The following is a 19,619-nucleotide window of genomic DNA, read 5'->3' as shown; positions in this document are numbered from 1 at the left end:
GATGAGCGTAGCCGAGTATTTCCGAACGATGGATTACGGTCCCGCCCCCGAGGACGATAAGCCCGTGCGCGCGTGGCTCGCGCAGCACGAGGCCGCGTTTGGGCATTTCATTGACGGCGCGTGGCGCGAAAGTGCCGATGGCGCGCGCTTCGAAGTACGCGCGCCCGCCACGGGCGAGGCGCTCGCCGCCGTGGCGCAAGGCGGTGCGGCGGACGTAGCGGCGGCCGTTGCGGCAGCACGCGCGGCACAGCCCGAGTGGTACGCCATGGGCGGCGCGGCGCGCGCGCGGCATCTCTACGCGCTCTCGCGCATGGTGCAGCGCCACAGCCGCCTCTTCGCCGTGCTCGAGGCGCTCGACAACGGCAAGCCGATTCGCGAGGCGCGCGACATCGACGTGCCGCTCGTGGCGCGCCATTTCCTCCATCACGCGGGTTGGGCGCAGCTTCAGGAGAGCGAGCTGGAAGGCTGGTCGCCGCTCGGCGTGATCGGCCAGATCGTGCCGTGGAATTTCCCGCTGCTGATGCTCGCGTGGAAAGTGGCGCCCGCCATCGCACTCGGCAACTGCGTTGTACTCAAGCCCGCCGAATACACGCCGCTCACCGCGCTGCTGTTCGCCGAACTGGCGCATCGCGCCGGCCTGCCCAAGGGCGTGCTCAACGTGGTGACGGGCGACGGCAGCACGGGCGCGGCGCTCGTCGAGCATCCCGGCGTCGACAAGATCGCGTTCACGGGCTCGACCGAAGTAGGTCGCCTCATCCGCACGGCCACGGCCGGCACGGGCAAGTCGCTCACGCTCGAACTGGGCGGCAAGTCGCCGTTCATCGTGTTCGACGACGCCGACCTCGACGGCGCCGTGGAAGGCGTGGTGGACGCGATCTGGTTCAACCAGGGCCAGGTATGCTGCGCGGGTTCCCGGCTGCTGGTGCAGGAGGGCGTCGAGGCGCGCTTTATCGAGAAGCTCAAGCGCCGCATGGCGACGCTGCGCGTCGGGCCCTCGCTCGACAAGGGCATCGACATTGGCGCGATCGTCGATCCGGTGCAGCTCGAACGCATCGAGTCGCTCGTGGAAGCCGGGCGGCGCGAAGGCTGCAACGTGTGGCAGCCGCGCGAAGTCGAGTTGCCATCGGGCGGCTGCTTCTATCCGCCGACGCTCGTGACGGGCATCGGGCCTGCCTCGACGCTCGCGCAGGAGGAAATCTTCGGGCCGGTGCTCGCGGCCATGAGCTTTCGCACGCCGGAAGAGGCCGTGGCGCTCGCCAACAATTCGCGCTACGGCCTCGCCGCGAGCGTGTGGAGCGAGACCATCGGGCGCGCGCTCGACATCGCGCCGCGCCTGCAATGCGGCGTGGTGTGGATCAACGCGACGAACCTCTTCGACGCGAGCGTGGGCTTCGGCGGCTACCGCGAATCGGGCTTCGGGCGCGAGGGCGGCCGCGAAGGCGTGTTCGAATATCTGAAGCCGGCCGCGTGGAGCAAGCTGCCGATGCGCGCGCAACGTGAGGTGCGCCCGCCGGCGCCAGACTTTGCGCACGCGGGCGGCGGTCTCGATCGCACTGCGAAGCTTTTTATCGGCGGCAAACAGGTACGGCCCGATAGCGGCTATTCACACGCCATCTACGCACCAAACGGTGAATGGGTGGGCGAAGTCGGTGCGGGCAGCCGCAAGGACGTGCGCGACGCCGTTGCCGCCGCGCGCGGCGCGGGCAAGTGGACCCAGATGAGCACGCACGCTCGCGCCCAGGTGCTGTACTACCTCGCGGAAAACCTGAGCGCGCGCGCCGAAGAATTCGCACGGCAACTCACGCGCCGCGCCGGGCACGACGCGCGCGCGGCCGGGCGTGAAGTGGAGATGGCGATCGACCGGCTCTTCAGCTACGCGGCGTGGGCCGACAAGTTCGATGGCGCGGTGCATACCCCGCCGTTGCGCGGTGTCGCGCTCGCCATGCACGAGGCGCTGGGCGTGGTCGGCATCGCCTGCCCCGACGAAGCGCCGCTGCTCGGCTTCGTTTCGCTGATCGCACCGGCGCTCGCAATGGGCAATCGCGTCGTGGCGCTGGCGAGCGAGGCGTGCCCGCTGGCGGCAACGGACTTCTATCAGGTCGTGGAAACCTCGGATGTGCCTGCGGGCGCGCTCAACATCCTGACCGGCGAGCGCGCCGCGCTGCTGCCGGCCCTCGCGAAGCACGACGACGTGGACGCGCTCTGGTGCTTCGGCACGGCGGCCGATTCGTCCCTCGTGGAGCGCGAGTCGGTGGGCAACCTGAAGCGGACCTTCGTCGATCATGGCCGGGAGGTTGACTGGTTTGACCGGACGAGCGCAGGATTGCCGTTCCTGCGCCATGCCGTGCAGGTGAAGAACATCTGGATACCGTACGGCGACTGAGCGCTTCGAACAAGAAAACGCCAGATCAATGGAGACAAAAGCATGCTGAAGAATCTCGACCCGCTTCTGAACGCCGATGTCCTGCAAGCGCTGCGCGCGATGGGTCACGGCGACGAACTCGTCGTTTGCGACGCCAACTTTCCCGCCGACTCCGTTGCGCGCGCCACGGTGCTCGGCAAGCTCCTGCGCATCGACGGCGCCGATGCGCCCCGCGCCGTGCGCGCGATCCTCTCCGTGCTGCCGCTCGACACCTTCGTCGAAGCCCCGGCCATGCGCATGGAAGTGGTCGGCGAACCCAACACGATTCCCGCCGTGCAGCACGAAGCGCAGGCCGAGGTCGACGCCGCGGAAGGCCGCGCCGTGCCGTTCGCGCCTATCGAGCGCCATGCGTTCTATGCGCGCGCCCGCAAGGCCTACTGCGTGATCGCCACGGGCGAAACGCGCGGCTACGGCTGCTTCGTGTTCACCAAAGGCGTGCTGCTCGCGCCCGACGCGCCGCGCGGCAGGGAGCAGGGCCAATGAGCGGACGCGTCGTCATCCTCGGCATCTATGTGACCGATCTCGCATTTCGCGCGAGCCGCATGCCGATGATCGGCGAGACGCTCGCCGGATCGGCATTCGCGATGGGGCCGGGCGGCAAGGGCTCGAATCAGGCCGTGGCCGCCGCGCGCGCGGGCGCGCAGGTGGTGTTCTGCACGCGTGTGGGCAACGACGCGTTCGGCGACATCGCGCGGGCGACGTGGGCCGCCGAAGGCATCACGGCGCGCACCCAGGCCGTGGACGGACTGGCCACGGGCGCGGCGCACATCTTCGTGGACGACACGACCGGCATGAACGCGATCATCGTCGCGGCGGGCGCAGCGGCCACGATGGAGCCCGGCGACGCCGAAGCGATCGAAGCCGATATTGCGGCCTCCCAGGTATTCGTCACGCAGCTGGAACAGCCGCTCGCGGCAGCGCGGCGCGGCCTCGAACTCGCGCGGCGGCATGGCGTGAAGACGGTGTTCAATCCGGCCCCCGCCATGGCGCTGCCCGACGACATCTTCCCGCTGTGCGACTACATCACGCCCAACGAGACCGAGGCGCAGGCGCTCACGGGCATCGAGATCCGCAACGCCGACGACGCGCGCCGCGCCGCCGACGTGCTGCTCGCCAAGGGCGCGGGCGCGGTCATCGTGACGCTGGGCGAAGCCGGCGCGCTGCTCCACACGCGCGATGCTTCGGTCTTGCTACCCGCCTTCAATTGCGGGCCGGTAGTGGAGACGGCGGGTGCGGGCGACGGCTTTACGGGCGGCTTCGCGGCGGCGCTCGCGCGCGGCGACGACGCGCTCACGGCCACGCGCTTTGGCTGCGCGCTGGCGGGCATTTCCGTGACGCGCCCCGGCACCGCGCCCTCCATGCCGCGCAAGGAAGAAGTCGACGCCATGCTCGCAGGCACGGCGAACGCCAGCGCGCATTGAACGTTGCCAGTTGAAAACACACCGCAAAGGATGAGGTCCATGAAGTCTGCACTCTTTGCCAAATGGTTCGGTGACCGGCAGTTGAACTTCCTGCTCGCCGTGAACCTGCTGGTCGTGCTGGTCGCGGTCTGGGTGTCGCGCGGGCAGTTCGTCGGCATCGACAACCTGCAGTCGATGGGCGCGCAACTGCCCGAAGTCGCGCTGCTCGCGCTCGGCATCATGCTCTCCATGCTGTCAGGCAACGGCGGCATCGACCTGTCCGGCGTGGGGCTCGCGAATCTTTCGGGCATGATCGCCGCGCTGCTGGTGCCGCGTTTCGTGAGCGGCGACGATTCGCCCGCGCTTTATACGGCGCTCTTCATCGTGATCGTGCTTGGGATGGGGCTCCTTGGCGGTCTGCTCAACGGCGTGGTGATTGCGCGCCTCGGGCTCACGCCCATTCTCTGCACGCTCGGCACGCAACTGCTTTTCACGGGCTTCGCGGTGGCGCTGAGCAACGGCGCCTCCGTGCACGTGGATTATGTCGAACCGCTCGCCGATATCAGCAACGGCACGTTCTTTCAGATACCGATTTCGTTCCTGCTATTCGTGGCCGTGGTCGTGCTGCTGGGCTGGCTGCTCAGGCGCACGCCGTTCGGGCTGCGCCTTTACCTCATGGGCACGAACCAGCGCGCGGCGTTCTATGCGGGCATTCCGCGCGCGCGCATGCTGATCATGACCTACGCGATGTGCGGCGTGCTCGCCTCGCTCGCCGGGCTCGTGAGCGTTTCGCACACGCTCAGTGCGAAATGGGACTACGGCAATTCCTATCTGCTGATCGCCATTCTCATTGCGGTGATGGGCGGCGTGAATCCGGCGGGCGGCTACGGACGCATCATCTGCGTGTTCTTCGCCGCAACGGTGCTGCAATTCCTTTCGAGCCTCTTCAATCTGATGGGCGTTTCGCAGTTTTTCGGCGATTGCGCCTGGGGCTTCCTGCTGTTGCTCTCGCTCGCGTTCGCGGGCGGCGAGCGGGTGCGCGCGATTTTCGGTTTCGGCGGCTCCCCGTCTGCTGGCAAAGGGCGGACTTCGGGCTGACCAGCCGAACTGTGTAGCAGGCGGGCCTCGTGCCTCGGAGGTCCGCCGCCATCTCTTTCGGGGCGACGGTTAATCGGCTAATAAAAAACGGAGACATCGAACATGAAGATCAAGCGACTCAGTGTGGCGATCACGGCGTGTGCACTTGCCGCTGGCATGGCGGCCGTGGCGTATGCGGCGGAGAACCCGACCATCGTCACGGTGGTGAAGGTGACCGGCATCAGCTGGTTCAATCGCATGGACGACGGCGTCAAGGAATTCGGCAAGGACAACCCGAAAGTTTCGGTCTACCAGACCGGGCCCGGCCGCGCGGACGCCGCGCAGCAACTGAAGATCATCGACGACCTGATCGCGAAGAAAGTGAGCGCGATCGCGGTCGTGCCGTATGACCCGCCCACGCTCGAACCGGCGCTCAAGAAGGCGATGGACCGCGGCATCAAGGTCGTCACGCACGAAGCCGACAACGAAAAGAACACGATGGTCGACGTCGAGGCGTTCGACAACTCCGCCTATGGTGCCGCGCTCAACGACCGCCTCGCCTCGTGCATGCACGACGATGGCAAGTGGGCGACGATGGTTGGCTCGCTCGGCAGCCGCTCGCAGGTGCAGTGGGCCAATGGCGGCATCGACAACGCGAAGAAGAAGTTCCCGAAGATGCAGCTCGTCGAGACCAACCTCGAAACCAACAACGACGGCGAGCACGCGTATGAAGTGGCCAAGGAAGTGCTGCGCAAGCATCCGGACATCAAGGGCTTCCAGGGCTCGTCGTCGCTCGACGTGATCGGCATTGGCCGCGCCGTCGAGGAAGCGGGCCTGCAGGGCAAGATCTGCGTGTACGGCACCGGCTTGCCGACCGAGGCCGGCAAGTACCTCGAAAGCGGCGCGATCAACGGCATTGCGTTCTGGGATCCGAAGCTGGCGGGCATCGCCATGAACAAGATCGCGATGATGCTGATCGACGGCAAGACCGTGGAGAACGGCGCGAACCTCGGTCTGCCGGGCTACGAGAAGGTCACGGTGTCGAAGGGTCCGGGCAAGGGCATCATCGTGCGCGGCCAGGGCTGGGTGAGCGTCGACAAGTCGAACTACAAGCAATACAACTTCTGATCGGTAGAAGGTGGCGCGCGCAGCGGGCTCGCAGCCCGGCGCGCGCTTCGTCGCAACGTCACGAAGAGACGACATGGCTTCAGAACCGTTATTGCAGGTGCTCGGCGTGCACAAGCGCTTCACGGGCGTGCACGCCTTGCGCGGCGTGACGCTCGCGTTCGAGCGCGGGCAGATCTATCACCTGCTCGGCGAGAACGGGTGCGGCAAGAGCACGCTCATCAAGATCATCTCTGGCGCGCAGCCGCCGGACGAAGGCGAGCTGGTGATCGACGGCGCGCGCCACACGCGGCTCACGCCGCTCGAATCGCTGGCGGCGGGCATCGAGACCGTGTATCAGGATCTTTCGCTGCTGCCCAACATGAACGTGGCGGAAAACATCGGGCTCACGACCGAACTCGCTGAGCACGCGGGGCGCCTCGCGCGCACGTTCGACCGCCGCGAACTCGCGCGCACGGCCGAGCGCGCCTTGAAGGCCGTGGGCCTGCCGGGCGACGCCGACTTCCAGGCGACGCTCATCGAACAACTGCCGCTCGCCACGCGCCAGCTCGTGGCGATTGCGCGCGCCATTGCGAGCGAGGCGAAGTTCGTCATCATGGACGAGCCCACGACCTCGCTCACGCAAAAGGAAGTGACCAACCTCATTGCCGTGCTCGGCCAGTTGCGCGCGCAGGGCGTGACCGTGCTGTTCGTGAGCCACAAGCTCGACGAGTGCTATGCGATCGGCGGCGAAGTGATCGTGCTGCGCGATGGCCAGAAAGTGACGCAAGGCCCGATCAGGAACTACACCAAGGCGCAGTTGAGCGAACTGATGACGGGCCGCGAGCTTTCCACCGAACGCTACCGCAACGTCGCGGCCGAAGCCGACGTGCTGCTCGACGTTCGCGGCCTCGGCCGCACGGGCCTCTTCAGCGACGTGTCGTTCACGCTGCATCGCGGCGAGATTCTCGGCGTGACGGGTCTGCTCGATTCGGGCCGCAACGAACTCGCGCGCGCGCTTGCGGGCGTCGCGCCCGCCGATGCGGGCGAGATCGTGCTCGAAGGCCGCGCGATCAAGCTTTCGACGCCCGGCGACGCGAGGCGTGCGCGCATTGGCTATGTGCCGGAAGACCGTCTGAATGAAGGCCTTTTCCTCGACAAGCCGATTCGCGACAACGTGATCACGGCGATGATCGCGAGCCTGCGCGACCGCTTCGGCCAGATCGATCGCACGCGCGCACGCGCGCTGGCCGAAAGCACCGTGAAGGAACTGCAGATCGCCACGCCCGATGTGGACAAGGCCGTGCAGTCGCTCTCGGGCGGCAACCAGCAGCGCGTGCTGATTGGCCGCTGGCTCGCCATCGACCCGCACGTGCTGATTCTCCACGGGCCGACCGTGGGCGTGGACGTCGGCTCGAAGGACATCATCTATCGCATCATGCAGCGGCTCTCGCAGCGAGGCATCGGCATTCTGCTCGTGAGCGACGACCTGCCCGAGCTGCTGCAGAACTGCGACCGCGTACTGATGATGCGTAAGGGCCGCCTCGCTGAAGAGCACCACGCCGATCGTCTGACCGAAGCCGAGCTGTACCGTGCGCTGCTTGCAGAGGCAGCCTGAATTCCGCGTAACGTTTTGCCGGACACCGCATGAGCATGAATCAGACAATGAGCACGTCGTCCAACACCGTCGAAGTCGCGCGCCAGAGCGTACCGCTGAACTGGCGCGCGAAGCTCGCCCGCAACCCCGAATGGTTCACGGCCACGCTGATCGTCATTACCTGCGTGATCGTCGCTTCCATCAACCCGCGCTTTTTCCAGTGGGCCACGCTGTTCGACCTGCTGCACTCGGCGACGATCACGTCGCTGTTCGCGCTGGGCACGCTCGTCGTGCTGGCGTCGGGCGGCATCGACGTCTCGTTCACGGCGATCGGCGCGCTTACGATGTACGCGATCACGAAGGCCGTATTCGCGTGGTGGCCCGATGCGCCGTTCGCGCTCATTCTGCTCACGGGCGCCGTGGGCGGTATCGTGCTCGGCGTCATCAACGGCATGCTCGTGCACCGGCTGCAGGCGCCCTCGCTGATCGTGACGATCGGCACGCAATACCTCTATCGCGGGCTGCTGCTTACCTTCGTGGGCACGACGTTCTTCATGAACATCCCGCACAGCATGGATCACTTCGGCCGCATTCCGCTCATCGCCTACAAGACCGCCGATGGGCTCAACGCGGTGCTGCCGGTTTCCGCGATCGCGCTCGTGGCGGGCGCGATTCTCACGTGGTGGCTGCTCAATCGCACGATGATGGGGCGCGGCGTCTACGCCATGGGCGGCAGCACGGCGATTGCGGAGCGGCTGGGCTTCAACCTGCGCGCGATCCGGCTGTTCGTGTTCGGCTATACGGGGTTTCTCGCCGGCGTGGCGGGCATTTTGCACGTGGCGAACAACCGGCTTGCCAATCCGTTTGACCTGGTGGGCTCGGAACTCGACGTGATCGCGGCGGTGATTCTGGGCGGCGCGCGCATTACCGGCGGCAGTGGCACGGTCGTGGGCACGCTGCTCGGTGTGGCGCTCGTCACGCTCATCAACAACGTGCTGATTCTCGTGGGCGTGCCGAGCACGTGGCAGAAGGTGATTGTCGGCGCGTTCATTCTGGTGGCCGGCACGCTGTTCGCGCTGCGCCGGCGCGGCTGAGTCGGCAGACTATTGGCGCGAGACCGGCGCCGCACGGCCGGTCGGCGCTTATGCGCTGTGCTCGCGCAGCGTCTGGCCTTTCTCGGTGATGACGGAATTGAAGTCGTCCAGCTGCGAAAAGCGCCACGCCTTCACGATGCCATACTTGCTGGCATCCACAACGAGATGGCTTTCCACGGCGCTGGCCATGGCGGCTTGCTTGAGCGCCACCTCGTGAAAGTTCCAGCACGTCACGCCGCGCGCGGCGTCCACGCCGCCCGCTGAAATAAACGCCTTGTTGATGCCCATGCGGCGCAGCGTTTCCAGGCTCTCCTCGCCGGAAAACGAATCCGACGACGGCACATACACGCCTCCCAGCAGGATCATGCGCACATTGGGCATGCGCCGCAGAATCTCGGCCACGTTGAGCGAATAGCACACCGCCGTGATCTGCAGCTGGGAAGGAATGAGGCGCGCGAGTGCGGCAAGCGTCGTGCCGCAGTCGATGAAGACGGTGTCGTTCTGCGCGATGAGCCGTGCCGCGTGCGCGGACGCTTGCGACTTGGCCTGCGCGAAGTGGTCCTTTTCGTGTTCGAGCGAGTAGCCGGCGGTATTGGGCACGTCCTGCGCGCTCACGATATAGCCGCCCAGATACGTGAAACGCTCGGGATTCGCGGCGATGTCGCGCCGCACGGTCATCTCGGAGACACCAAGCACGCTGGCTGCATCGCGCAGATGCATGACGTTGTGTTTTGCGAGCGCGTCGGCAAGGGCGCGCAGCCGGTCGGTTTTGGCCATGGAGTGGGTGCTGCGCCGGACTGTGCTGCGTTCCGGCGAACGTTAGATTTGTTTCGGACGCTTGAGCGAATTATAACAAGCAAGGCGTGCGATGGCCACGCGCTTTGGCTCCTGCCGCCCCGGCGCCCGCTTCGGCGAGCATGCGTTTTTCGCATGCTCCGCTCGACAATTAATCGTTTGTGGCGTCCCGATGCCGCACGGATACTGCCCTTTCTCGTGAAGCGGCGGCAACGCCAAACCGGCAGCAATCCATGCGATCAGACCTCAATTTCATCAATGGGCAGTTCGTCGGCGCCGAAGGGCCGCAGATCGCTGTCCATAATCCCGCAACCGGCGACGCGATCGGCCACGTGAGCGCGGCGAGCGCCGCGGACGCGGTTCGCGCGGTCGTGGCCGCCAGGGCCGCGCAGCGCGCCTGGCGCAAGTTGCCCGCCGCCGAACGTGGCGCAATCCTGAACCGGTTTGCAGAAGCGATCGTGGCGCGCGCGCCGAAGATCGGCGCGGCGCTTGCCGCCGAGTCGGGCAAGAGCGTCGCGGACGCAACCGCCGAAGCACAGTACGCCGCCGAAATCCTGCGCTACCACGCGCAGTGGGCGCGTCGCATCGAAGGCGAGGTGATTCCGAGCGACAGCGCGAACGAAAACCTCGTTCTCATGCGCGAGCCGATCGGCGTGGCCGCATGCCTGATTCCGTTCAACTTCCCCGTGTACACGCTGCTGCGCAAGGTCGCGCCGGCGCTCATCACCGGTAACGCGGTGGTCGTGCGCCCGAGCAACAACACGCCGTGCTCGGCGTTCGAAGTGGCGCGCGCCGCGCAGGAAGCCGAACTTCCGGCGGGCATTTTCAACGTGCTGGCCATGGACCACGACACGGCCGCCGTGCTCTGCACGCACGCGGACGTCGGCATGATCACGCTCACGGGCAGCGTGAGCGCGGGCCGCAAGGTGCTCGACTACTGCAAGGAAAATATCGCGAAGCCGTCACTGGAACTGGGCGGCAAGACGCCCGCGATCATCGAAGACGACGCCGATCTCGAAGCGGCCGCAACGGCCATCGTGCGCTCGAAAACCACGCATTGCGGCCAGCTTTGCACGGCGATCGAACGTGTGTACGTGCACGCTTCGGTGCATGACCGCTTCGTCGCGCTGCTGCGCGAGAAGATGGGCGCCGTGCGCTTCGGCGACCGCGCCGAAGACGCCGCTCGCATGGGTCCGCTAGTGAGCGCGAGCGCACGCACGGCGATCCACGCGATGGTCGAACGTGCGGTGGCCGCAGGCGCGAAGCTCGAAACGGGCGGCTACGTGCCCGAAGGCAAGGGCCATTTCTATCCGCCTACCTTGCTCACGCATTGCCGCCAGGACATGGAGATCGTGCAGGAGGAGATCTTCGGCCCGGTGCTGCCGGTGCTTTCGTACGAGACGCTCGATGACGCGCTGCGCATGGCCAACGATCACCAGTTCGGCCTTTCGTCGGTGCTCTTTACGGAGCGCTACCGCTCGACCCTGCGCGTCGCGAACGAAATCGAAGCCGGCGAGCTGTACGTGAACCGCACGCCCGCGGACCCGTATCAGGGCTATCACGCCGGCTGGAAGCGCTCGGGCCTCGGCGGCGACGACGGCAAGCACGGCATGCTCGAATTCACGCAGACACGCCTTGTCGTGATGCCGTTCTGATCGTTCGAGTTACTGATTAATCGCAGCAACGGCGCCCTTGAACTGGGCGTCGCAGATAAAGAAAAGACGCCTCGCGCGGGCAACCGCCCGCGTGCCGGTCGACAGCCTTGCATGGGACCAGAGTAAGTGCTTTGCACTAACTCTGGTCGACAGGAGACAAACTTGCAGAAGTCCATCGGAAAGCCCGATGCGCCGGCGATGCCGCGCGCCGAAACCGCAGCGCTCACGCCCGCCGCAGCGGGCTCCATGCAGCGCTACGTGCAGTTGCTGCTGCTCGTGCTCGCCGCGGGCGGTATCTATCCACTGCTGTATCTGCGTCAGGTCTACCAGACCACGATGCTCGATGTCCTGCATATCGACAACGCCCAACTCGGCTATCTCTACTCGGTGCTCGGCATCGTGTTCTTCGTGTCTTATCTGCCGAGCGGCTGGCTCGCCGACCGCGTCGCACCGCGCCTGTTGATCTGCTTTTCGCTTATCGGCACCGGGGCGCTGGGCCTCTGGTACTCCACCGCACCCTCGTTCCATGCGCTGCTCGTGATCTTCTGCCTCTGGGGCGTCACGACCGGCCTCACGTTCTGGGCGTCCGTGCTCAAACGCGTGCGCATGATCGCGGGGGCGAACGAACAAGGCCGTTTTTTCGGGCTGCTCGACGGCGGACGCGGGCTCGTCGAAGCGCTGCTCGCCACCGCCGCGCTCGCGCTCTTCGCCGCCGCAACCGGATCGGGACGCGGTGAAGCGGCGGGCCTGCGCCACGTGATCTATATGTATTCGTTCACGTGTATCGCACTCGGCGCGTTGATGAGCTTCTTCAAGGACCCCGCGCCCGCGCAGGCCGAAAGCAAGCCGGTCGAGGCGAATGCGAACGGTTCGCTGTGGCGCGATCTCGCGACGCTCGCCGCGATTCCCCAGCTCTGGCTGATGGCAGCCGTGGTGTTCTGCGGCTATCAGATCTTCTGGGCGACTTACAGCTTCTCCGCGTATCTGCAGCAGGGCGAGATGCATATGACCGTCGTGGCGGCCGGCATGGTCACCACCGCGAAGCTCTGGATGCGTCCCATCGGGGGCATCGGCGGCGGCTTTCTCGGCGACCGTCTGTCGAACCTGCGCGTGCTGATCTGGGCGCTGTTCCTGGCCGTCGCGGGCCTGATCGGCCTGATCGTGCTGCCCGCGCTGCGCAACATGGCGCTTCTCGGCGCGGTGGTGCTGTTCATCGGCCTCATGACCTACGCGATTCGCGGCCTCTACTGGACGCTGCTCGACTACTGCGCGATTCCCATGCGCATCACGGGCCTCGCCATCGGTCTCGTTTCGCTGATCGGGTATTCGTCGGACATCTTCCTGCCGCTCGTGAACGGCTATATCACCGAGCACTACGCGGGCATGCTCGGCTACCAGATCTATTTCTCCTATGTCGCCGCCATTGGCACGCTCGGCGGTATCGCCGCGCTCGTGCTCAAGCGTATGACCCACTCCAAACCTGCCTGAAACAGCCTGAACCATGAAAGTCGTTGCAATTGAAACGAACGTCGTCGCGGTGCCGCCTCCGCACCTCGGCGGCATGTACTGGATCTTCGTTACGCTGAAAACCGATTGCGGCATCGAAGGCGTAGGCGAAATCTACGCGGCCACGTTCCATCCCGACGTGATGGTGAGCGCGATCGAAGACGTCTTCACACGCTATCTGCTGGACCACGATCCGCACCGCGTCGAGCGCCTGTTCCGCGAGACCTATTCGAGCGGCTTCACGCAGCGCGCGGACCTCACGATGATGGGCATCGTGAGCGGCCTCGAAATGGCATGCTGGGACATCATCGGGAAGGCGGCGGACAAGCCCGTGTATGAACTGCTCGGAGGCATGGTGAACGAGCGCCTTCGTTCGTACACCTACCTGTACCCGAAGAACACGCAGGGCGAATACGACTACGACGATCCCGATCTCGCCGCCGAATGCGCGGCCGAGAACGTGAAGCGTGGCTTCACCGCGGTGAAGTTCGATCCGGCCGGTCCGTACACGGCTTACTCGGGGCATCAGCTTTCGCTCGACGTGCTCGACCGATGCGAAACGTTCTGCCGCAAGGTGCGAGAAGCGGTGGGAAGCAGGGCCGATCTGCTGTTCGGCACGCATGGACAGATGGTGCCTTCCTCGGCGATCCGGCTGGCGAAGCGGCTCGAGAAATACGACCCGCTGTGGTTCGAAGAGCCGGTGCCGCCGGGCCAGGAGGAAGCCATCGCCAATGTCGCGAAGCACACGTCGATTCCCATTGCCACGGGCGAGCGCCTCACCACCAAATACGAATTTCACAAACTGCTGCAGGCGGGCGGTGCGTCGATCCTGCAACTGAACGTCGCGCGCGTGGGCGGCCTGCTCGAAGCGAAGAAGATCGCGACGCTCGCCGAAGTGCACTACGCGCAGATCGCGCCGCATCTCTACAACGGGCCCATTGGCGCGGCGGCAAGCATTCAGCTCGCGGCCTGCACGCCGAACTTCCTGATTCAGGAAAGCATCGGCACGTGGGACGGTTTCCACGCACGAGTGCTCAAGCAGCCGATTCAGTGGGAAGACGGCTACATCATCCCGTCGAAGGCACCGGGCCTTGGCGTCGAACTCGACATGGACGTCGTGCGCGCGCACTCGCCTTATACGGGCAAGCGTCTGCATCTGCAGATGGCGAGCCAGCCCGCCGACGTGCGCGATACCTCGCCCGCACGCGGCTGACCTACCGGAAGCACTCAGATGAACTACGACTACATCATCGCCGGCGCCGGTTCGGCGGGCTGCATTCTCGCGGAACGGCTCTCCGCTTCGGGGCGTCATTCGGTGCTGTTGCTCGAAGCGGGCGGACCCGACGATTCGTTCTGGTTCAAGATCCCGATCGGGTTCGCCAAGCTGTACTACAACAAGCAGTACAACTGGATGTACTACAGCGAGCCGGAGCCGGAGCTTGCCGGCCGGCAGATCTACGCGCCGCGCGGCAAGGTGCAGGGCGGCTCGGGCGCGATCAACGCCATGATCTACGTGCGCGGCGCCGCGCGCGACTACGACGACTGGGCCGCGGCGGGCAATGCGGGCTGGTCGTACCAGGAAGTGCTGCCGTACTTCCGCAAGCTCGAATCGCATCCGCTGGGCGACACGCCGTGGCACGGCGCGAACGGCCCCGTGCGCATCACGCCGATGAAGGAGGGCGCGCATCCGGTTTGCCGCACCTTTGTCGAAGGCTGCACGCAGCTCGGCTACGAGCGCAACGAGGACTTCAACGGCGCGCGGCTCGAAGGCGTGGGCATCTACGATGTGAACACGCGCGACGGCAAACGCGATTCGAGCAGCGTGGCCTACCTGCATCGCGCGGGGCAGCGCTCGAACCTGAAGATCGAGCATCATGCGCGCGCCACGCGTGTGCTGTTCGACGAGGCGCAAAAGCGCGCCATCGGCGTGGAGATCGTGCAGCAGGGCGTGAAGCGCACGTTTCGTGCAAATCGCGAGGTCATCGTCGCGGCCGGCGCGGTCGATTCGCCCAAGCTGTTGCAGCTATCGGGCGTGGGCCCGCGCGAACTGCTCGCGAAGCACGGCATCGACGTGGTGCATGAACTGCCTGCGGTGGGCCAGAACCTGCAGGACCATCTGTGCGTGAGCTTTTACTATCGCTCGCGCGTGAAGACGCTCAACGATTCATTCAGCAGCTGGATGGGCAAGCTGAAGTTCGGACTGCAATACGTGCTTCAGCGCAAGGGCCCGTTCTCGATGAGCGTAAACCAGTCGGGCGGCTTCTTCCGCACGAGCCAGGACGAGGCGCACCCGAACATGCAGGTGTACTTCAATCCGCTTTCGTACCGGATTCCCAAATCCAATCGGGCGCAGCTCACGCCGGAGCCGTACTCGGGTTTTCTCGTCTGCTTCAATCCTTGCCGGCCCACGAGCCGCGGCTCGGTGGAGATCGCTTCGGCGAACGTGGAAGACGCGCCGAAAATTCGCGGCAACTACCTCTCGACGCAGAAGGACCGCGACGAAGCGATTGCGGGCAGCCGCCTCGTGCGCAAGCTGATGACAGCGCGCGCACTGCAGGGCATCACCGAAGCCGAGGTGACGCCCGCCGGCGAAGTGACCGACGACGCGAGCATGCTCAAGTTCTTCCGCGAGCAAAGCGGCTCGATCTATCACCTGTGCGGCTCCTGCGCGATGGGGCCGGACCCGCGCACGTCGGTGGTGGACGCGCGCCTGCGCGTGCATGGCATCGAGGGCCTGCGCGTGGTGGATGCGTCGATCTTCCCCAATATCACTTCGGGCAACACCAACGCGCCGACGATGATGGTCGCGGAAAAGGGCGCAGACCTGATTCTGGAAGACGCCGATCAGGCCATCGCCGCAAAGGCCATCGAGCAGGGCCGTCAGCGCATGGCCGCAACTTCGTCCTGAAGCCATTGCCGGAAAAGCCGGAGCGGCTTCGAAGCCTTCTGTTCGGGCCGCACCACGAACCAGTATGACTGGCGGCCGTCCACGTGGATGTCGCGCACGGGCGCGAGCAGACCTTGGGCCAACTCGTGCTCGATCATGTGGCGGTCGGCCATCGTCACGCCGAGCCCTTCGATGGCCGCGCGGATCGCATGATCGAGCAAGTCGAATTCGTAGCCGCCCGAGGTGTCAACGTCTTCGATGCGCGCCGCGTCGAGCCAGTGCCGCCACGTGAGATAGCGCTGGTTGTCGCCCGCGAGCACGTGCAGCAAAGTGTGCCGCGTGAGATCGATGGGCCCTTGCGCGAGCAGCGCGGGCGCGCACACCGCGATGTGCGATTCGTGCATCAGCAGCGAGCTGTCGAGGCCTTCCCATTCGCCATCGCCAAAGCGGATCGCGCAGTCCAGCGCCGTCGAATCGGCGAGACTGTCCTGCAGATGCGTGGTGAGGCTCAGTTCGAGTTCGGGATGGCGCGCCTGCAGACGCGTAAGGCGCGGCACGAGCCAGCGGCTCGCGAAGGTGGGCGGCGCGTTCACGCGCAGGCGGTTGAGGTCGCTCTTCTGCTGGATCGTGCGCACCGTCAGTTCGATGCGGTCGAACGACTGCTGGAGCGTGCGCAGCAGCGCGCGCCCGGCTTCGGTCAGTTCGAGCCGGTGGTGATGGCGCTCGAGCAGCGCCTCGCCAAGCTGTTCTTCGAGCTGGCGCACCTGGCGGCTCACGGCGCTCTGCGTCACGTTCAGCTGCTCGGCGGCGCGGGTGAAGCTGCCGCTCGTGCCTGCCGCCTCGAACGCCTTCAGGGCGTTCAGCGCCGGCATCTTTCGCTTCAAGGTCGTCTCCTCGCTCCGGGCGCCATGTCGAAACGACGCCTCCTGCAAACGACGCAGTATACCGGCCCGCGCCGCCATTCAGACGCCCCGCGCACGTGAGAGCGCAGCGAGCGAGAGCGTGACGACGAGCGCGAACACATAGAGCCCGCCCGCCCCCAGAAGACGCATGAACAGCGAAGCGACGGTGGGACCGGCCGCGCCGCCGAGCGAGAACACGAGCAGCAGCGTCGCGCTCGTCTGCACGCGTCGCGCCTGATCGACACGGTCGTTCACGTCGGAGACGATCACGCCGTAGAGCGTGAAGGTAAGCGCGACGTAGAGAAAGAGGATCGTATCGACGAGAACCGGTGCGCGCAGGATGGCGAGCGCCGCTGCCGCGCACGCGGAGACGAGCGAGATCAGGCCGAGCGTGGCGCTCCGCCCGAGGCGGTCCGAGAGCCGCCCCACGGGCCATTGCGAAAGCAGTGCGCCGATCAGCACGACACCCATGGCGCGCGAAATCCCGCTGGCCGGATAACCGATGCGCGCGAGATACACCGGCGTGAGCGCGTAAAACGCGCTGGAAAGCAGCCCCGCGCCGATGCAGGCCGGCACGCTGCGCGGCGCGACGCGGTGCAGTTCGCGCAGGCCGTCGAGCAGCAGCGTGGGGCGCTTCGGCGTGGCGAGCGCGGAAGGCGGCGCCGTGGCCGCAGGCGCGGGCGGTCCGGCTCCAGCCGATTGCCACTCGCCGATCAACGCCACCGGGATGAGCGCGGTCACGAACAAGCCGTTCACGAGCGCATGCTCGAAGATGCCGCCGGGCGCGCCCACGCCCAGCAGGAACTGCCCGGCGCTGACGCCGAGATAGGTGAGCACAAGATAAAACGCGAACGCACGCCCGCGCCGCTCGTTCGGCACCGCGCCGTTCACGCCGCTTTCGATCGAGGTGAACACGCCGACCATGCTGAAGCCGGTGATGAGCCGCAGCACGGCCCAGATGTCAGGGGAATCGAACGAGAGATAGCCGAGCGCCGCGAGCGCGGCGAGCGCGCCAAAGCCGATGAAGGCGCGCTGTGGCCCGATGCGCCCGACGATCGGGCCGAGCCCCAGCGCGCCGACGATAAAGCCGACGTAATAGCACGATTGCACGAGGCCGACGTCGAGTGCGGTGCGCTCACCTTGCAGCATGCGCAGCGAGATCAGCGTCGTGAGGAGGCTGTTCCCGCAAACGAGGATCGTATAGCCGCCCAGCAGGCCGATGAGCGCCCGCATGTACGGCGGCTTAGTGCGTCGTCCCGGCGCGGCGCTCGACGAAGCGCCGCACGTAGTCGTCGGCGGGGCGGTGCAGGATGTCGTCGGGCGTGCCGCACTGGATGAGCCGGCCGTCGCGCAGAATCGCGATCTGATTGCCGATGCGCAGCGCCTCGTCGAGGTCGTGCGTGATGAACACGATGGTCTTCTTGAGCGTGGCCTGGAGTTCGAGCAGCTGGTCCTGCATTTCGGTGCGGATGAGCGGATCGAGCGCGGAGAACGCTTCGTCCATCAGCAGCACGTCGGTGTTCGCGGCCAGCGCGCGAGCGAGGCCCACGCGCTGGCGCATGCCGCCCGAAAGCTCGTCGGGATAGTGGTCCGCATAACCCGCGAGGCCCACCTTGCCGAGCCATTCGCGCGCACTCGCGTGCGCCGCCGCTTTCTTTTCGCCGCGCGTGGCCAGCGCATAGGCGGCATTGTTGAGTACCGTCTGGTGAGGCAGGAGTCCGAAGCTCTGGAACACCATGCTCACGCCGTAGCGGCGCAGATCGCGCAGCCCGTTGTCGGAGAGCTTGAGCACGTCCTTGCCGTCGATGAGGATCTCGCCCACGGTCGGCTCGATGAGCCGGTTGAAGTGGCGTACCAGCGTGGATTTGCCCGAGCCCGACAGACCCATGATCACGAAGATCTGGCCCGAGCCGATCGACAGGCTCACGTCGTTCAGGCCTACGTTGCAGCGGGTCTTCTCGAGGACCTCGGCCTTGCCGGCGCCGCCGCGCAGCAGTTCGAGCGCGCGCTGGCTGCTTTCGCGCGTGCCGAAGATCTTGTAGACGTTCTTGACTTCGATGCCGCTCATGATCGTTACCTCATTGCATGCTCATTGCGTATGCTGGATGCGCCGGCCGGGTCTCCGCCATTGTGCCGGCGCTTTTGCCTTCGCGTTCGTTACTTGGCCGGCTGGCTCGTCAGCTCGCTGCCGCTGGCCGCGTCGGCGCTTGTGCTTTCCTGTTCGCGAACGCGGCGAAACGGAATGCGCGAGGGCTGCTTCGACTTTCGCGCGAGTCCGCGTGTGCGCCGGCCCTGGCCGTAGCCCTGGCTGATGCGGTCGATCACGATCGCGAGAATCACGATGGCGACGCCCGCTTGCGTGCCCTTGCCCACGTCGAGCGTCTGGATGCCCGCGAGCACGTCTTCGCCAAGACCGCGTGAGCCGATCATCGAGGCGATCACGACCATGGAAAGCGCCATCATCGTGGTCTGGTTGATACCGGCCATGATGCTCGGCCGCGCGAGCGGCAACTGCACGCCAAACAGCAATTGCATGCGCGTGGTGCCGAACGCGCGCGCGGCTTCGACGATTTCCGCATCCACGTGGCGGATGCCGAGGTCGGTCAGACGAATGAGCGGCGGCAGCGCATAGACGACCGTGGCGAGAATCGCGGGCACCTTGCCGAGGCCGAACAGCATGAGCACCGGAATCAGGTACACGAAGCCGGGCAGCGTCTGCATGACGTCGAGCACCGGCAGCAGCACGCGGCGCAGTCCGCTGCTCGAAGCCGCGAGAATGCCGAGCGGCACGCCGAGCACGACCGAAAAGAGCGTGGCGACGACCATCAGCGCGAAGGTCTGCATGAGCTTGTCCCACAGCCCGAAGCAGCCGATCAGCCAGAGCAGCACGACGAACAGCAGCGCCACGCCGATGCGCCGCGAGGCATGCCAGCCGAGCAGGCCCACGGCGGCGAGCACGACGACGGGAGGCGTGGCGCGCAGCAGGCTTTCGAGCGGCACGAGCAGGTCGCGCAGCATGAGCACGCTGAAGTTGTGGAACGCGTCGCCGTAGCGCTGCACGAACGCGGAGACCTGATCGTTGACCCAGTCGGCGATCGAGAGGTGAAGAAAGGGAGATCCCATGGTGAGCCTCATTCTGCGTGTGTCATGTGATGCGTGCCGTCGTGCGGCCAGTGTCGT

16 protein-coding genes are annotated in these 19,619 nt (G+C 66.0%); 11 read left to right on the top strand and 5 right to left on the bottom strand.

Annotation, left to right across the window (positions count from 1 at the left end; genetic code table 11):
• Position 1 precedes the first annotated feature (1 nt).
• The 7 genes from BFD71_RS25100 to BFD71_RS25070 all read left to right on the top strand — a co-directional run bounded on the left by BFD71_RS25100 (position 2) and on the right by BFD71_RS25070 (position 8,694).
• Entirely contained in the window at positions 2-2,383 is a 2,382-nt protein-coding gene (locus tag BFD71_RS25100) for an aldehyde dehydrogenase family protein (RefSeq protein WP_069267019.1), read from the top strand.
• 42 nt (positions 2,384-2,425) lie between these two features.
• A complete protein-coding gene (locus tag BFD71_RS25095; protein ID WP_069267018.1) occupies positions 2,426-2,905 on the top strand; it encodes an RbsD/FucU family protein in 480 nt (159 codons plus the stop codon).
• A complete protein-coding gene (gene rbsK / locus BFD71_RS25090; RefSeq protein ID WP_069267017.1) occupies positions 2,902-3,843 on the top strand; it encodes a ribokinase in 942 nt (313 codons plus the stop codon). The genes BFD71_RS25095 and rbsK overlap by 4 nt, the downstream gene beginning before the upstream one ends.
• 39 nt (positions 3,844-3,882) lie before the next feature.
• Entirely contained in the window at positions 3,883-4,920 is a 1,038-nt protein-coding gene (locus BFD71_RS25085; protein ID WP_069267016.1) for an ABC transporter permease, read from the top strand.
• A 102-nt stretch (positions 4,921-5,022) separates the two neighbouring features.
• Positions 5,023-6,027, top strand: a complete 1,005-nt coding sequence (locus BFD71_RS25080) for an autoinducer 2 ABC transporter substrate-binding protein (RefSeq protein ID WP_069267015.1) — start codon at positions 5,023-5,025, stop codon at positions 6,025-6,027.
• Positions 6,028-6,100: 73 nt separating this feature from the next.
• Entirely contained in the window at positions 6,101-7,621 is a 1,521-nt protein-coding gene (locus tag BFD71_RS25075) for a sugar ABC transporter ATP-binding protein (protein ID WP_069267014.1), read from the top strand.
• A gap of 35 nt (positions 7,622-7,656) precedes the next feature.
• A complete protein-coding gene (locus BFD71_RS25070) occupies positions 7,657-8,694 on the top strand; it encodes an ABC transporter permease (protein WP_370684308.1) in 1,038 nt (345 codons plus the stop codon).
• A gap of 48 nt (positions 8,695-8,742) precedes the next feature.
• Here BFD71_RS25070 and BFD71_RS25065 read toward each other — a convergent pair whose 3' ends face one another.
• Positions 8,743-9,471, bottom strand: a complete 729-nt coding sequence (locus tag BFD71_RS25065) for a DeoR/GlpR family DNA-binding transcription regulator (RefSeq protein WP_069267012.1) — start codon at positions 9,469-9,471, stop codon at positions 8,743-8,745.
• Positions 9,472-9,722: 251 nt separating this feature from the next.
• On the opposite strand from BFD71_RS25065, the gene aldA reads away from it, so the two are divergent.
• From aldA to BFD71_RS25045, 4 genes are all read left to right on the top strand, one after another.
• Positions 9,723-11,144, top strand: a complete 1,422-nt coding sequence (aldA, locus tag BFD71_RS25060; RefSeq protein WP_069267011.1) for an aldehyde dehydrogenase — start codon at positions 9,723-9,725, stop codon at positions 11,142-11,144.
• Positions 11,145-11,342: 198 nt separating this feature from the next.
• The gene (locus BFD71_RS25055) at positions 11,343-12,632 is read left to right on the top strand and encodes an MFS transporter (protein WP_069267056.1); all 1,290 of its coding nucleotides are present in this window, start codon (positions 11,343-11,345) and stop codon (positions 12,630-12,632) included.
• A gap of 13 nt (positions 12,633-12,645) precedes the next feature.
• Entirely contained in the window at positions 12,646-13,863 is a 1,218-nt protein-coding gene (locus BFD71_RS25050) for a mandelate racemase/muconate lactonizing enzyme family protein (RefSeq protein ID WP_069267010.1), read from the top strand.
• A gap of 18 nt (positions 13,864-13,881) precedes the next feature.
• Positions 13,882-15,558, top strand: a complete 1,677-nt coding sequence (locus tag BFD71_RS25045; protein WP_069267009.1) for a GMC family oxidoreductase — start codon at positions 13,882-13,884, stop codon at positions 15,556-15,558.
• Here the strand turns inward: BFD71_RS25045 and BFD71_RS25040 are convergent.
• From BFD71_RS25040 to BFD71_RS25025, 4 genes are all read right to left on the bottom strand, one after another.
• Positions 15,531-16,409 carry a LysR substrate-binding domain-containing protein gene (locus tag BFD71_RS25040; RefSeq protein ID WP_069267008.1) on the bottom strand — a complete coding sequence of 293 codons (879 nt, stop codon included), beginning with the start codon at positions 16,407-16,409 and terminating at the stop codon, positions 15,531-15,533. The genes BFD71_RS25045 and BFD71_RS25040 overlap by 28 nt on opposite strands.
• Before the next feature lie 90 nt (positions 16,410-16,499).
• Positions 16,500-17,672 (bottom strand): MFS transporter, encoded by a 1,173-nt coding sequence (locus BFD71_RS25035; RefSeq protein WP_069267007.1) that lies wholly within the window; start codon positions 17,670-17,672, stop codon positions 16,500-16,502.
• A gap of 10 nt (positions 17,673-17,682) precedes the next feature.
• On the bottom strand, positions 17,683-18,507 hold the full coding sequence (locus BFD71_RS25030) for a quaternary amine ABC transporter ATP-binding protein (protein WP_051481489.1): 825 nt from the start codon (positions 18,505-18,507) through the stop codon (positions 17,683-17,685).
• Positions 18,508-18,596: 89 nt separating this feature from the next.
• Positions 18,597-19,562, bottom strand: coding sequence for an ABC transporter permease (locus BFD71_RS25025; protein ID WP_069267006.1), 966 nt, complete (start codon positions 19,560-19,562; stop codon positions 18,597-18,599).
• Positions 19,563-19,619 lie beyond the last annotated feature (57 nt).

Source organism: Paraburkholderia nodosa (assembly GCF_001718195.1).
GTDB lineage: Bacteria > Pseudomonadota > Gammaproteobacteria > Burkholderiales > Burkholderiaceae > Paraburkholderia > Paraburkholderia nodosa_A.
Note: the sequence above shows the minus strand (reverse complement) of the source record. Positions and strands in the feature narration are given on the sequence as shown.